This is a genomic window from Exiguobacterium sp. SRB7LM (assembly GCF_015712685.1).
Lineage (GTDB): Bacteria > Bacillota > Bacilli > Exiguobacteriales > Exiguobacteriaceae > Exiguobacterium > Exiguobacterium profundum.
On sequence record NZ_VWVR01000006.1, the window covers coordinates 288,919 to 303,758 of the forward strand.

At 48.2% G+C, this 14,840-nt stretch carries 14 protein-coding genes and 1 other annotated feature (1 of these 15 running past the window's edge); of the genes, 13 read left to right on the forward strand and 1 reads right to left on the reverse strand.

Translation table 11 applies throughout. The features are described from left to right. Positions 1–211 precede the first annotated feature (211 nt). From alaS to F3H97_RS02320, 13 genes are all read left to right on the forward strand, one after another. Positions 212–2,854 carry an alanine--tRNA ligase gene (alaS, locus tag F3H97_RS02260; RefSeq protein WP_196430457.1) on the forward strand — a complete coding sequence of 881 codons (2,643 nt, stop codon included), beginning with the start codon at positions 212–214 and terminating at the stop codon, positions 2,852–2,854. 37 nt (positions 2,855–2,891) lie between these two features. Continuing rightward, positions 2,892–3,158 (forward strand): IreB family regulatory phosphoprotein, encoded by a 267-nt coding sequence (locus F3H97_RS02265; protein WP_015881196.1) that lies wholly within the window; start codon positions 2,892–2,894, stop codon positions 3,156–3,158. Position 3,159: 1 nt separating this feature from the next. Continuing rightward, positions 3,160–3,582: a Holliday junction resolvase RuvX gene (gene ruvX / locus F3H97_RS02270; protein WP_015881197.1), complete on the forward strand. Its 423-nt coding sequence runs from the start codon at positions 3,160–3,162 to the stop codon at positions 3,580–3,582. 13 nt (positions 3,583–3,595) lie between these two features. Continuing rightward, positions 3,596–3,892, forward strand: coding sequence for a DUF1292 domain-containing protein (locus tag F3H97_RS02275; protein ID WP_015881198.1), 297 nt, complete (start codon positions 3,596–3,598; stop codon positions 3,890–3,892). 68 nt (positions 3,893–3,960) lie between these two features. Beyond that, positions 3,961–5,103, forward strand: a complete 1,143-nt coding sequence (mltG, locus tag F3H97_RS02280) for an endolytic transglycosylase MltG (protein WP_084543099.1) — start codon at positions 3,961–3,963, stop codon at positions 5,101–5,103. A gap of 62 nt (positions 5,104–5,165) precedes the next feature. Further along, positions 5,166–5,807, forward strand: coding sequence for an O-methyltransferase (locus F3H97_RS02285; RefSeq protein ID WP_074037439.1), 642 nt, complete (start codon positions 5,166–5,168; stop codon positions 5,805–5,807). A gap of 16 nt (positions 5,808–5,823) precedes the next feature. Further along, entirely contained in the window at positions 5,824–6,459 is a 636-nt protein-coding gene (udk, locus tag F3H97_RS02290; RefSeq protein WP_015881201.1) for a uridine kinase, read from the forward strand. 67 nt (positions 6,460–6,526) lie between these two features. Next, on the forward strand, positions 6,527–7,000 hold the full coding sequence (greA, locus tag F3H97_RS02295; RefSeq protein ID WP_015881202.1) for a transcription elongation factor GreA: 474 nt from the start codon (positions 6,527–6,529) through the stop codon (positions 6,998–7,000). A gap of 54 nt (positions 7,001–7,054) precedes the next feature. Beyond that, entirely contained in the window at positions 7,055–7,756 is a 702-nt protein-coding gene (gene mtnN / locus F3H97_RS02300) for a 5'-methylthioadenosine/S-adenosylhomocysteine nucleosidase (RefSeq protein WP_196430458.1), read from the forward strand. Between the two features lie 85 nt (positions 7,757–7,841). Beyond that, positions 7,842–8,801 (forward strand): beta-ketoacyl-ACP synthase III, encoded by a 960-nt coding sequence (locus tag F3H97_RS02305; protein WP_196430459.1) that lies wholly within the window; start codon positions 7,842–7,844, stop codon positions 8,799–8,801. Then, positions 8,798–10,030, forward strand: coding sequence for a beta-ketoacyl-ACP synthase II (fabF, locus tag F3H97_RS02310; RefSeq protein ID WP_196430460.1), 1,233 nt, complete (start codon positions 8,798–8,800; stop codon positions 10,028–10,030). Before F3H97_RS02305 ends, fabF begins: the two co-directional genes overlap by 4 nt. Positions 10,031–10,096: 66 nt before the next feature. Further along, positions 10,097–11,629, forward strand: coding sequence for a peptide ABC transporter substrate-binding protein (locus F3H97_RS02315; protein ID WP_196430461.1), 1,533 nt, complete (start codon positions 10,097–10,099; stop codon positions 11,627–11,629). A gap of 202 nt (positions 11,630–11,831) precedes the next feature. Beyond that, positions 11,832–13,487 carry a peptide ABC transporter substrate-binding protein gene (locus F3H97_RS02320; protein ID WP_196430462.1) on the forward strand — a complete coding sequence of 552 codons (1,656 nt, stop codon included), beginning with the start codon at positions 11,832–11,834 and terminating at the stop codon, positions 13,485–13,487. 103 nt (positions 13,488–13,590) lie between these two features. On the opposite strand, the gene trpS is transcribed toward F3H97_RS02320, so the two are convergent. Further along, the gene (trpS, locus tag F3H97_RS02325) at positions 13,591–14,592 is read right to left on the reverse strand and encodes a tryptophan--tRNA ligase (protein ID WP_074037431.1); all 1,002 of its coding nucleotides are present in this window, start codon (positions 14,590–14,592) and stop codon (positions 13,591–13,593) included. Between the two features lie 50 nt (positions 14,593–14,642). After that, positions 14,643–14,840 (reverse strand) — a binding site (T-box leader); it runs 11 nt beyond the window's last position.

Genomic DNA, 14,840 nt, shown 5'->3' on the forward strand with positions numbered 1-14,840 from the left:
TTCCTAGGCTGCGAGAAGATGGGGGTCGGCCGACCGAAGCTATTCTGGAGTCCCCACTCAACCTGGGCGCCTCATCCACGTTAACGGATGTTCGAGGCACGGTGTATACCGTGCGAACGAGGGTGGTACCACGAAGCGATGCTTTCGTCCCTTTCCACAGGGGCAGGCATCGCTTTTTTTCGTTTCGTTCAGAAATAAGGAGGAATTGTTCATGAAACCGCTCAAATCATTGACTGGCGCACAAATTCGCCAAATGTACTTAGATTTCTTCAAATCAAAAGGGCACAGCGTGGAGCCGAGTGCTTCACTTGTACCGGTTGAAGATCCGACTTTGTTGTGGATCAACTCTGGTGTTGCGACATTGAAGAAATACTTTGATGGACGTGTGATTCCAGCGAACCCACGTATCGTCAACGCTCAAAAATCGATTCGTACGAACGATATCGAGAACGTCGGGAAGACAGCGCGTCACCATACGTTCTTCGAGATGCTCGGGAACTTCTCAGTCGGTGAATACTTCCGTGAAGAAGCGATCACATGGGGTTGGGAACTGTTGACGAGCGACGAATGGTACGGACTCGACCCGGACCGTCTCTCTGTCACGATTCACCCGGACGATGAAGAGTCAAAACAAATTTGGTTGAACCTCGGCATGCCGGCTGATCGCATCATCCCGCTAGAAGATAACTTTTGGGAAATTGGCGAAGGCCCATCTGGTCCAAACACGGAGATTTTCTTTGACCGTGGACCAGCATTCGGGGACGACCCGACAGACCCTGAACTTTATCCAGGTGGAGAGAACGAGCGTTATCTTGAAATTTGGAATATCGTGTTCAGCCAATATAACCATGACGGACACGGAAACTATACAGAGCTTCCGCGCAAAAACATTGATACAGGGATGGGACTCGAGCGGATGGCGAGCGTCCTTCAAGACGTACCGACAAACTTCGATACCGACCTCTTCATGCCGATCATTCGTGAAACTGAAAAAATCAGTGGCGACGTATACCGTCAAGACAGCAGCAAAGACGTTGCGTTCAAAGTCATCGCGGACCATATTCGTACAGTATCGTTCGCAATCGGTGACGGGGCACTTCCATCGAACGAAGGACGTGGCTATGTCCTCCGTCGTCTTCTCCGCCGTGCTGTACGTTATGCGAAGATGCTAGGAATCGAGCGTCCGTTCATGTATGAGCTCGTCGATGTCGTCGGAGACATCATGGTCGACTTCTACCCGCAAGTGAACGAGAAGAAAGACTTCATCAAGAAAGTCATCAAGAACGAGGAAGAGCGTTTCCACGAAACGTTGAATGACGGTCTCGCAATTTTGAACGAAGTTGCGAAAGCACAAAAAGCTGCTGGGTCAAACGTGATCAGCGGTCAAGATGCATTCCGTCTTTATGACACGTATGGCTTCCCGCTCGAATTGACAATCGAATACGCAGAAGACCATCAGATGACGGTCGATGAAGATGGTTTCAAAGAAGCGATGAACGAGCAACGTGAACGTGCACGTCAAGCGCGTGCTGACGTAGAATCGATGCAGATTCAGTCGGGTGTGCTTGCAGACATCACGATGCCGTCGACATTCCTCGGTTATAACAACCTTGAGACGAACGCAAAAATCATCAGCTTGATTCACAACGGCGAACTCGCTGACGTCGTCGCTGCAGGGGAAGAGGCACAAGTCATCCTCGATCAGACACCATTTTACGCTGAGAGTGGCGGTCAAATCGGTGATAAAGGACAAATCGTCGGAGAAGACTTCCTTCTTCGCGTGAAAGATGTGTCGAAAGCGCCAAACGGACAGAACTTGCATACTGTCACGGTCGAGTCAGGTGTGGCGAAAGCGGAAGTAGCCGTCACAGCCACTGTCGACCAGGCATCGCGTCAAGCCATCGTCAAAAACCATACGGCGACGCACCTTTTGCATCGTGCACTCAAAGATACGCTCGGGGAGCACGTCAACCAGGCGGGTTCACTCGTGACACCAGATCGTCTCCGTTTTGACTTCTCACACTTCGGTCAAGTGACACCTGAAGAGCTTCAATCGATTGAGCGTCAAGTGAACGAGAAAATTTGGGCATCAATCGGTGTCGACATCGAAGAGATGAACATTGCGGATGCGAAAGCAAAAGGTGCGATGGCACTCTTCGGCGAGAAATATGGTGATGTCGTTCGGGTTGTATCAGCAGGGGATTACTCGGTTGAGCTTTGTGGTGGGATTCACGTCTCCAACACGGCTGAAATCGGACTCTTTAAAATCTTGTCTGAATCAGGGATTGGCGCTGGGACGCGTCGAATTGAAGCGGTCACGGGAGCTGGCGCATATGAAGTGATGAACCAGCAAATCGAGACGCTTGAAGCAGCAGCGAAACTGTTGAAGACAAAACCACTTGAAGTTCCTGCACGCGTTCAAGCACTTCAAGCTGAAATCAAAGAAGTCGAGCGTGCTTCAGAATCGCTTAAAGCGAAGCTTGCCAACATCGAGGCATCTTCATTAACGGATGCAATCGAAACGATTGATGGCGTTCAATTGATTGCGAAACGCGTCGATGGACAAGATATGGATGCCCTTCGCAGTATGGTCGACGACTTGAAAGGGAAACTCGGTTCTGCCGTGATTATCCTTGGTTCGGCGAACGGTGAGAAGGTCAACCTCGTCGCAGGTGTGACGAAAGACTTGAACGATCGTGGCTTCCATGCCGGAAAACTGATTAAAGAAGTCGCGACACGCTGCGGTGGTGGCGGTGGCGGTCGTCCAGACATGGCACAAGCAGGTGGCCGTGATGCAACAAAACTGGACGAAGCATTGAAGTTTGCTTCACATTACGTCGAATCACTGGCATAATAGAGTGTGAAGTGCAAACGGAAAGAGGTGGATTCTTGTGAGCCAAATGGATCGCACGATGCAATTCAATTTTCCAGAAGATGATCAACGTGCTAACACACGTGAGACGCTGATTACGGTATATCAAGCACTCGAGGAAAAAGGTTATCAACCGATCAATCAAATCGTGGGATACTTACTGTCAGGTGACCCTGCCTACATTCCACGTCATAATGATGCGCGAAACTTGATTCGTAAAATTGAGCGGGATGAACTTCTCGAAGAGTTGGTCAAATCGTATTTGAACGATCGTAGAGAGGATTAATATGAAGCGAGTCATGGGACTCGATGTCGGATCGAAGACGATTGGTGTCGCGGTGAGTGACCTGATGGGATGGACGGCGCAAGGTGTGGAGACGGTCTACTGGACCGAACCTGACTTTGATGAAGCCGTCCGTCTCCTTCGTCCGTTTATCGAGCAGTACGATGTGAAAGAAGTCGTCGTCGGTCACCCGAAAAACATGAATGGAACAGTCGGTCCGCGCGGTGAAGCGTCCGAGGCATTTGCCGAGGCGTTCACAGAACAGACAGGCTTACCTTGCGTGTTGGTGGATGAACGATTAACGACGATGCAAGCGGAACGGATGCTCATTTCAGCAGATGTCAGCCGCAAAAAGAGAAAAGCGGTCATCGACAAGATGGCGGCCGTGATGATTTTACAAAACTACCTGGATCGTTCCGGGAAATAAGGAGGAATCTCTCATGGCAGAAATCCGTCGTGAAGAAGAAATGTACCGTATTCCAGACGAAAATGGAGACGAACATTTATTTGCAGAAATTTTCCGTATGACGAGCGACCGTTCGAAAAAGACGTTTGTCGTACTCGAACCGGTTGGCGCACCAGAGACAGAAGATGAAGATACGATTGAAGTATACGCATTTGAAATTGAAGAACTTGAAGATGGCGAATTCATCTTGAAGCTCGTCGAAGACGATGAAGACTTCGATGAGGTCATGGAAGCATTCGACATCGTCAATGACGAAGTCGGTCTAGACTAAATAGGGGACGGGCGACTAGGGAACATCCCTCGTCGCCTCTCTTTATAAAAAGAACAGGGGAGAAATGCATGAATCATCCATCTATGTCAGATGAGAAACGTGCCCGCAACCGGATCGTCCGTCGCATCACGGTTGTCATCCTGGCCATCTTCCTTCTCGTCATCGCCACAGGGTCGGCGCTCACATATGTCTTTGTGAAGCGTTCCATCGAACCGATTGACCCAACTTCGACTGAAACGGTCGAGATTGAAGTCCCGCTCGGTGCTGGTTCGGGATACATTGGTGAATTACTAGAAGAGAATGGGCTTGTAAGGAGTAGCACGATTTTCCGTTTCTATACACGCTTTAAGAACGAATCGTCGTTCCAGGCGGGGACGTATACGTTATCTCCGTCACAATCAATCGATGAATTGATTGAAACGTTGCAAACAGGTAAAGTCATTGTGGTCCCTGATATCAAGCTCGTCATTCCAGAAGGATTCACGATTGATCAGGTGATTGCGAGGCTTGCGAAAGTGGCCGAAATCCCGAAAGAAGAGATTTCTGAGCAGTTGAGCGACCGTGAATACATTCAGTCTCTCGTAAACGAGCATGAAATGTTGACGGAAGAAGTATTGCAGGAAGGCATCTATCATCCGCTTGAAGGATACCTGTTCCCAGCCACATATGAATTCAATAAAGGCGTAACGCTCAATGAAATCATCGACGAGATGTTACTACCAACCGAAAGTATGTATCAAGAATACAAAGGTCGTTTAGCCGATTCAGGACGTACGTTCCATGAGACGCTCGCGCTCGCATCCGTTGTCGAGAAAGAGGCGGTGTCAACGGAAGACCGTAAAGAGATTGCTGGCGTGTTCGAGAATCGCTTAAACGACGGAATGAAATTACAATCTGACCCGACCGTCTGGTACGGAACGGGAGAAACATCGATTTTCACTTCATTCGCGGACTTGGAGAACGATTCCTTATATAACACGTATCGTTACGAAGGCATCCCGATTGGACCGATTGCGGCCGTGAGCCGTGACGCATTTGAAGCGGTGCTTAATCCGAACGACACGGAGAACATTTACTTCTACGCACGCCCTCCACGTGAAGGGTTCCCGAACGGGGAAGTCTTGTTCGAAGTCGACTATGAGGATCACCAACAAAACGTCAATAAGTACCGTTCCGAATGGGAAGCGTTTGAAGAAGCAAACAGTAATTGATGGGACGACCGGAAGCGGATGCTTCCGGTCGTTTGAATGAAGAGAGTTAAGAGGTGGAACGAGTGGACCATGCATCCTATGAGGGATATGTAGAAAAACTAATCAATGACCGCTCCCCGCTATTGACGGAGATGGAGGCGTTCGCGCGTGTTCATCACGTCCCAATCATGGATTTGACGGGTTCGGAAGTGCTGCTCTCCTTACTGGCGATGCAACGGCCGACCCGAATCCTCGAAGTGGGTACGGCCATCGGCTATAGTGCCATTCGCATGGCAGAATTGTTACCCGATGCAGAAATCGTCACTATCGAGCGGAATGCTCGCCGTTTCGAAGAGGCGACGGAATTCATCAATCGATCGGACGTGCGCGATCGTATTACGCTCGTTCACGGCGATGCCGTCGAATTGATTGGAACGATTGAAGGTGAATTCGATGCCGTATTTATTGATGCGGCAAAAGGACAATATCAAAAATTTTTTGATGGGTATGGCGCTTTAGTACCAATTGGTGGTACGATTTACAGCGATAATTTGTTTTTACGAGGAGACGTCTTGCTAGAGGATGTATCGGTTTTAGACCGACGCCGACGCCGGCTCGTGCGTCTCGTGAAACAGTTTACTGAGCAATTGATGGCACGGACCGATTATCATACTGCAATTTTGCCCCTTGGTGATGGCCTAGCAATCAGTCGTAAATTACGATGAGGAGGACTTAACTTTGATGCAACATAAACCCGTCATTATTGGCGTGGCCGGGGGTACCGGATCAGGAAAAACGACCGTGGCCCGCGCGCTCGTCGATGCGTTTCAAGGTCAATCGGTCGTCATGATCGAGCAAGACGCGTACTATAAGGATCAATCAGAGATGACCATGGAGGAGCGGTACAAGACGAACTACGACCACCCCTTCGCCTTTGATAACGATTTGTTGATCGAACATATCCAACAGTTACAACAACATCAGGCGATTGAAAAGCCGGTCTATGACTATGCGGCCCACACGCGTTCAAGTGAAACCATTTTAATCGAACCCGTCGATGTCGTCATCGTCGAAGGGATCTTGGCACTCGAAGATGCACGTTTACGAGATCTGATGGATATCAAAGTATTCGTGGATACAGATGCGGACGTTCGAATCTTGCGTCGTATGCAGCGTGATTTGAATGAACGTGGACGTTCAATCGATTCGGTCGTTGCCCAATATACAAATGTGGTGCGTCCGATGCACTTACAATTCTGTGAACCTACAAAACGGTATGCAGATATCATCGTTCCTGAAGGCGGAGAAAACTTTGTCGCGATCGATTTACTCGTGACCAAAATCCGTTGGGTGCTCACTGAGCGCAATCGCGCGTGAGGAAATAAATCGTTTTCAATTCAACCCTAGCTGTAATATACTAGGAGACAATGAAGGAGTGACAGAAATGGCTGAAAAACAACACTATATGACGTTAGACGGAAAAGCGAAGATCGAACATGAATTAAACGAACTGAAGACGGTCCGCCGTAAAGAAGTCGTTGAAAATATTAAGATTGCTCGTGATTTCGGTGACTTGTCAGAGAACGCGGAATATGACGCGGCGAAAGAAGAACAAGCGATGGTCGAAGGACGCATCGCACAATTAGAAGAAATGCTCCGTAACGCGGTCATCATTCAAGATGATGCAGGCGATAACTCGGTTGTCTCAATCGGGAAGACGGTAACGTTCTTCATTCAAGAAGATAATGAAGACGAAACGTATACAATCGTTGGTGGAGCTGAGGCAGACCCGTTCACAGGGAAAATCTCTAACGAATCACCGATCGCCAAGGCACTTCTTGGACGTACGATTGGTGATGTGGTCACGGTGCAAACACCAGGTGGCGACATGGTCGTCGAAATTAAAGAAATCAAATAAATTGTTGAGCGACCTCCTATTCGGAAGTCGCTCTCTTTCTGAGGAGGAAACGGAATGAAAGTAGGCATCATCGGCGCGATGGAAGAAGAAGTGAATCTACTTCGGAACGAGTTGACAGAACGAGTAGATACTGAAATCGCGAACTATCATTTTTATGAGGGCTATCTTGGTAACATGCAAGTCGTCATCTTGAAGTCAGGCATCGGGAAAGTCAATGCTGCCATCGGCACGACACTTTTGATTGATAAGTTCAAACCGGACGTCGTCATCAACACAGGATCTGCCGGCGGTTTTAAAAAAGGGATGAAAGTCGGAGACGTCGTCGTCTCGACGGAAGTTCGTCATCACGATGTCGACGTGACGGCATTCGGTTATGAGTACGGACAAGTACCAGGTATGCCGCCAGCGTATGAGGCGGATGCCAAACTCGTCAGCGTCTGTAAAGATGTCATTGAAAACTTGCCGGACGTGAATGTACATCAGGGATTGATTGTGACGGGAGATTCGTTCATCAACGATTCGAAACGCGTGACGGACATCCTCGGTCATTTCGACGGCGTCGCAGCGGTCGAGATGGAGGCTGCCCCGATCGCTCAAACGTGCTATCAGTTTGGTATTCCTTTTGTCGTCACACGCTCGATTTCAGACAGTGCAGACGAAGAAGCGAACTTGTCATTCGACGAGTTTTTGGAGACAGCATCGATCAACTCTGCGAAGATGGTCATGGCTGTCACGAAGCGTTTAGAACAAGCTTAATCCAGTCAACACGAGGAGGATGCATTGACATCCTCTTTTTATTCCCTTATATTAGTACCAGATACTAAGAATAGGGGTCGACGATATGAATATTGGAATCATCGGCATCGGATCGTTCTTACCGGACAATCGGGTGACAAATATCGATTTAGAAAAACGAATGGATACGAGCGATGAGTGGATTCGTACTCGTACAGGCATCGAAGCACGTCATTTGGCTGAAGAAGATATGACAGTCGCAGATATGGCGACACGCGCTGCTGAACGGGCGTTACAGAGTGCGGGCGTCACGATCGACGACATTGAAGCCATCGTTTGTGCGACAGCAACGGCGCCAGCCTTCCCGGCAACTGCATGTGTGGTTCAGGCGAATCTTGGCGCGAAAGCCGCCGTGGCGTTCGACGTGAGCGCGGCATGTAGCGGTTTCATCTTCGCAATGGACACGGCGAAGAGTCTCATGGATTCAAAAGGATTTAAAAAGACGCTCGTCATCGGCGCAGAGAAGATGGGAAGTCTGATTGATTGGGGTGATCGATCGACGGCTGTCCTTTTCGGAGATGGGGCAGGGGCTGTCGTGCTCGGGGAAGATGATATCGCTTCAATTGACTCACTTGTGCTCGGAAGTGACGGGACAGGTGGCAAACATCTGTATGAAAATGAAGAAGGTAAAATCGTCATGAACGGTCGTGAAGTCTTCAAATTTGCCGTTCGGAAGATGCCCGAAATCGTGCTTGAGGCGCTGGACAAAGCCGATAAGACGTTGGAGGACCTTGATGTCCTCGTTCCACACCAGGCGAACCGTCGAATCATCGACGCTGCGATGGAACGTTTACACTTAGAAGAAGAGAAAGTTGTCATGACCATTCAAGACCATGCGAATACATCAGCAGCTTCCATCCCACTCGCATTGGCCGAGGCGGTCAAGTCTGGCAAAATCCAAGATGGACAAACGGTCGTCATCGCAGGATTTGGTGCTGGGCTCACGTGGGGGGCTAGCTGCCTGACATGGAATCACGCAACCATTACGGAGGGGAATCATTTATGAAACGAGTAGTAGTGACAGGATTAGGAGTCGTATCACCATTAGGAAACGATGTCTCAACAATGTGGGATCGCCTGTTAAAAGGGGAAAACGCGATTGATACGTTGACGAAGATTGACATCAGTCAATATCCGGCCAAGGTCGGGGCGGAAGTGAAGGAATGGAACATCGATCATTTAGTCGAACCGAAGGAAGCGCGTAAGATGGATTCCTTCATCCAATATTCTTTACTTGCGGCAGACGCTGCCCATAAAGACAGCGGACTCGATGTGAAAGCGATCGCGGACGATGTCGGGATTTGGATCGGGAGCGGAATTGGTGGCGTCGAGACGATTGACAAACAGTCGGCCATCTTGCATGACCGTGGACCACGTCGCGTCAGCCCGTTCTTCATTCCGATGATGATTCCGAACATGGCGAGCGGACAAGTATCTATCTATCTTGGAGCAAAAGGACCGAGCAACTGCTCCGTGACGGCTTGTGCGTCAGGGACGAACTCCATCGGCGAAGCGTTCCGTGTCATTCAACGTGGAGATGCCATCGCTATGTTCGCAGGTGGAGCGGAAGCGCCAATCACACCACTCTCGTTCGCAGGATTCTGTTCGAACAAAGCTCTATCTACGAATCCAGACCCGAACACGGCCTGCCGTCCGTTCGATGAGAATCGCGACGGGTTCGTCATGGGTGAAGGAGCTGGGGTGCTCGTGTTAGAAGAATATGAGCACGCATTGGCACGCGGGGCAAAAATGTACGCTGAAGTTGTCGGATATGGAATGAGTTCGGATGCATACCATATCACAGCACCGTCACCAGAAGCTGAGGGCGGATCAAAAGCGATGAGTGAGGCGATTCGTGATGCTGGAATCACGCCAGAAGATGTTCAATACATCAACGCGCATGGAACGAGTACACCGCTCAACGATATGCTCGAGACGAAAGCGATTCGTCGAGTGTTCGGGGAACACGCTGACAAGCTCGCCGTCAACTCATCAAAATCGATGATTGGTCACCTTCTTGGTGGTGCAGGTGGCGTCGAGGCCGTCATCACAGCATTATCGATTCACGAAGGCAAGATTCATCCAACGATTAACTGCGAATCACCAGCAGCAGATTGTGATTTGGATTATGTACGTGAAGGAAATCGGGAACTTGACATTCGTTATGCACTCAGTAACTCACTCGGCTTCGGGGGCCACAATGCGACACTCGCATTTGCAAAAGTGATGAACTGACGGTAGAAAAAACACACAAAAAAGGTTAGGGTATAAGGGTTGGTCTAACAGAAAGGAGTGCAACGAATGAAAAAGAAATCATTCATCGTGGCCGCCTTGTTAGGTTCAGTCCTTATCCTTTTTTTATTTATTTGGAACGAACAACGAGAGCAGTCACGCAAACCAGTACCAGTAGAAGAACAACAATTGACGATTTACGGGGAGTCACTTCCGACTCAGCCGGATGTCATGCTAGCAATCGATCCGTCATCTCAAACAATCCTGTCCCATCTCTATGAAGGCCTGTATCGATTCGGAGCAGACGGGTCCATCGAACCAGCGCTCGTTGAGAAGTTAGAGCGATCCGAAGACGGAACGGTCTATACATTCACATTAAAAGAGAGTGTGACGACAGAAGGGAATGCGATTGACGCGCAAACATTCGTCGATCACTTCCAAAAACTCGTGGACGTTGATACGAATTCACCGTTCAGCTTCTTACTAGCAGATGTTCAATCCGCAAAAGAAATCGGACTTGGCCAACAAGAACCGGATACGCTAGGGGTCAAGGCAATCGATGACCGGACGCTCGAGTTGACTCTTGTCCGTCCGATGGAAGGGTTCGAACAGATTTTGGCGATGCCCGCATTTTTACCTCAACCAAATGTGGAAGCATGGGAAGAGCTAGAGACGAACGGTCCATTTAAAATCAAGGCAATCGGAGATACGACCATCTCGTTACATAAAAATGAAACGTACCGAGAAGCTGAACAGGTCACGCTTGAAACGATTACCATTAATAGTGAAGCGAACTTGACGGAAGCGACAGGGATGCAACCCGTCCCATACGATTTTGACGTTTCCACGATTGATGAGGAAATTTTGAACGTACAGGACGTTCCACGAAGTGGAGTCTTTTATTTAAAGCCGAATGTTAAAAAAGCCCCGTTTAATGATGTAGCGTTCCGACAAGCCATCGCATTGACGCTTGAGCGGTCGGAAATCGAGGATTCACTCGCGCGAGCGGAACAGACGACAGAACGATTACTCGTCATCGACCAAGAGGATGCGATCGCACAATTAGAAGGAAACGCCGACCAATTGTTTGACACCGTGAAGAAACGGCTGAAGAAAGATGAACTCGAAATCGAGCTGCTCAGCTTTGTCGATGACGAAGCGCGTCAAATCTCCGCAAAATTAAAGAAGAATTTGGAACAGTTGGATGGTTTGAGCGTTAACATTATCGAGCTCCCCTTAGGAGAAAAAGTTAGGAAAGAAGTCTCAGGGGATTATGCGTTTTCTCTATCAGGCTGGCAACCGGACTATCCGATGTTATCCGCCTATTTGACTCAATTTGAAACAAACGATGTCCTCAATTCGAGTCGATATGCTAGCGAATCGTATGATCAATTGATGGATCAGGCTCGCTCAACGGATCGGTTGGAAGAACGAAATGAAATCTTCCGAGAAGCGGAGGCACAGCTGTTAGAAGAGGCTGTTGTTATGCCAATCTATCAAGCTGGACGCTCTTATGTGATCGAAAAAGGTTACGACCATATCGGATATCCGGTCACCGGTCCTTCATATGTCCTAACCTTTGCAAAAAAATACGAAAATTGAGCTAAAAGCCCGCCACTGTAGGCGGGCTTTTAGACTATAGATAAAATTTTTTAGAAAAATCAAAATAAACACTTTGCAAAATTATCAGAATATTGTATTATTGCATCAACGGGATTTTGGTAACAAATACTGTCAGAAGAAATGACTGAATTTTCTACCATCATTCACTTCGTTAAAACGAAAAAATCAGGGGGTCATCGCAATGAATAAGAAAAAAGGTTTTGCTTTAGCATCATCGGTTACACTTCTATCAAGTGCATTCCTAGCTGCATGTTCGACAGGGGAAGAAACGGATTCTTCACAAGGATCAACAGGCGAAGGTTCAGCAGATGAAGCGCAAGTCCTCAACTTGCTCGATTCTTCAGATATTCCTTCACTTAACCCGACACTCGCAACAGATGCTGTATCGTTCAACGTATTGAACAACGTTAACGAAGGTCTCTACCGCATGGACGAAGAAGACAACCCGACTGAGGGGATGGCTGAATCTCACGACGTTTCAGAAGACGGGAAAACGTACACGTTCAAAATCCGTGAAGGCGCGACTTGGTCAAACGGGGAGCCTGTCACAGCGAATGACTTCGAATACGCTTGGAAAGAAGTACTCAACCCAGATAACGCATCACAATATGCATACGTTATGTCAATCATCGAAGGCGCAGAAGCGTACAACACAGGTGAAGGCGAGCGCGATGCTGTAGGCGTTAAAGCAATCGACGATCAAACACTTGAAGTTAAATTGACAGCACCAGCTGACTACTTCCTCGGATTGACTAGCTTCGGCGTATTCATGCCAAAACTCGAGTCATTCGATAAAGAGCAAGGCGAGAACTTCGGTACATCTGCAGAGACGACTCTCTACAACGGACCGTTCAAACTCGACAGCTGGGAGCGCGAGCAAGGCTGGAAGATGGTCAAGAACGAAGACTATTGGGATGCTGACACAGTTAAACTTGAAGAAATCAACGTTAAAGTCGTTAAAGAAGTTTCAACAGGTGTTAACTTGTATGAAAACGGTGACGTTGACCGCACAGGCTTGACTTCTGAACTCGTAGCCCAGTATCAAGACAGCGAAGAGTTCTCAACTGTCGTTGAACCAACACTCTTCTACCTCCAGTTCAACACTGCTGTTGAAGAATTAAATAACCAAAACATCCGTAACGCGATTGACGCGGCATACGATAAAGCAGCAATCTCAGAGACGCTTCTTGCGAACGGTTCGATTCCTGCGAACTACCTCGTACCAAAAGACTTCGTAACAGGTCCTGACGGCAAAGACTTCCGTGAAGCGAACGGCGACATCGGCGGCTATGACGTGGATCGTGCGAAAGAACTTTGGGAAGCTGGACTTGAAGAGCTCGGAACAGACAAAGTTGAACTTGAGCTCCTCAACTATGACTCAGAGTCTGCGAAGCAAATCGGTGAGTTCATCAAAGGTGAGCTTGAGAAGAACCTTCCAGGAATTACGGTTACAATCAAACAACAACCGTTCAACAACAAACTTGACCTTGAGAACAAAGGTGAGTTCGAGTTCACATTCGCTGGATGGGGTCCTGACTACCAAGATCCAATGACATTCGTTGACCTCTTCGTCACTGACGGACCATACAACCGTGGTAAGTGGTCGAATGAAGAATTCGATAAGTTGATCGAATCTGCGAAATCAAGCACAGATGCTGAACAGCGTTGGGCTGACCTTCAAGCTGCAGAGAAAATCGTTCTTGAAGAGAACGCAATCTCGCCAGTTTACCAACGTGGATCGGCTCGCCTCACGAAGCCATATGTTAAGGATATCGTTGAGCACGCATTCGGTGCGGACTACTCTTACAAGTGGGCTTCAATCGAAGGAAAAGAATAATCAAATCATCTTTACGAAGAGAGACAGGGACGCCTGTCTCTCTTTTTATGTAGATATTTGATACAAAAAAGAACGCTCAGCTGAGCGTTCTTTTTAACATCATTTATTTTTTCACTTTGGCACGCTTGCGACTGAGACCCATCGCTTTCTCGATTTTTGCGAGATTCTTGTTCGCGACGGCTTCAGCCTTCACGCGACCGGCATCAAGGATTTCATCGAGTTCTGGTGAATCAATCAACTCGTGATAACGCGTTTGAATTGGTTCAAGCAGGGCAACGACCGCTTCTGCCACATCCTGTTTAAATGTTCCGTAGTTCGAATTCTCATATTGCTTGACGAGGTCATCAATTGAAGTGCCGGTAGAGAGTGAATAAATTTCCAACAAGTTTGAAATCCCTGGTTTGTTCTCCCGATCGAATGAGATGACACCACTCGAATCTGTGACGGCACTCTTGATTTTCTTGCGAATGACATTCGGCTCATCGAGCATCGAGATATATCCTTTGGCATTCGTATCCGATTTAGACATCTTCTTCACGGGATTCGTGAGAGACATGATCCGAGCGCCTTCTTTTTGAATGAGTGGTTCCGGCATCGTGAATGTCTCGTAATAACGTTTGTTAAAGCGTTCCGCCAAGTCACGAGTAAGTTCGATGTGTTGCTTTTGGTCGTCTCCGACTGGAACGAGTTCCGTATTGTATAACAAAATATCAGAAGCCATGAGCGTCGGGTAGACGAACAACCCTGCGCCTACATTCTCGCTGCCTTGCGACTTGTCTTTATACTGCGTCATACGACCGAGCTCGCCCATGCCGGCGATACAAGTTAACATCCAACCGAGTTGAGCGTGTGCTTTTACTTCAGACTGTACGAAAATCGTCGCTTTCTCCGGGTCGAGACCGGACGCGAGATAAAGTGCTGCTAATTTTCGCGTGTTGTTCATGAGCTCGACACGGTCGAGTTGAACAGTAATTGAATGTAAATCGACGATACAATAATAGGCATTGTTGTCGTCTTGTAGGTCGACGAATTGTTTCATCGCGCCAAGGTAGTTCCCGAGCGTCACGACGCCGGTCGGTTTGATTCCTGAAAAAATCGTTGCCATGTGAATACACCTCCGAAAAATATAAAAAACCGCAGTCGTCCTCCCGAATAAATCGGGACGAATAACCGCGGTGCCACCCAAATTTGCATATACTATGCCACTTGAACGCGTTAACGGGCGTGAACCGTCTCGCCATACTTTTTGTTCAGGCGAGCCACTCCGAAGTCCATTCATTCAATAACTTTTCATCTACTCACAGCACCGTAGACTCTCTGAGGAAAAGGGGAATTGAATTACTTGTCTTCATC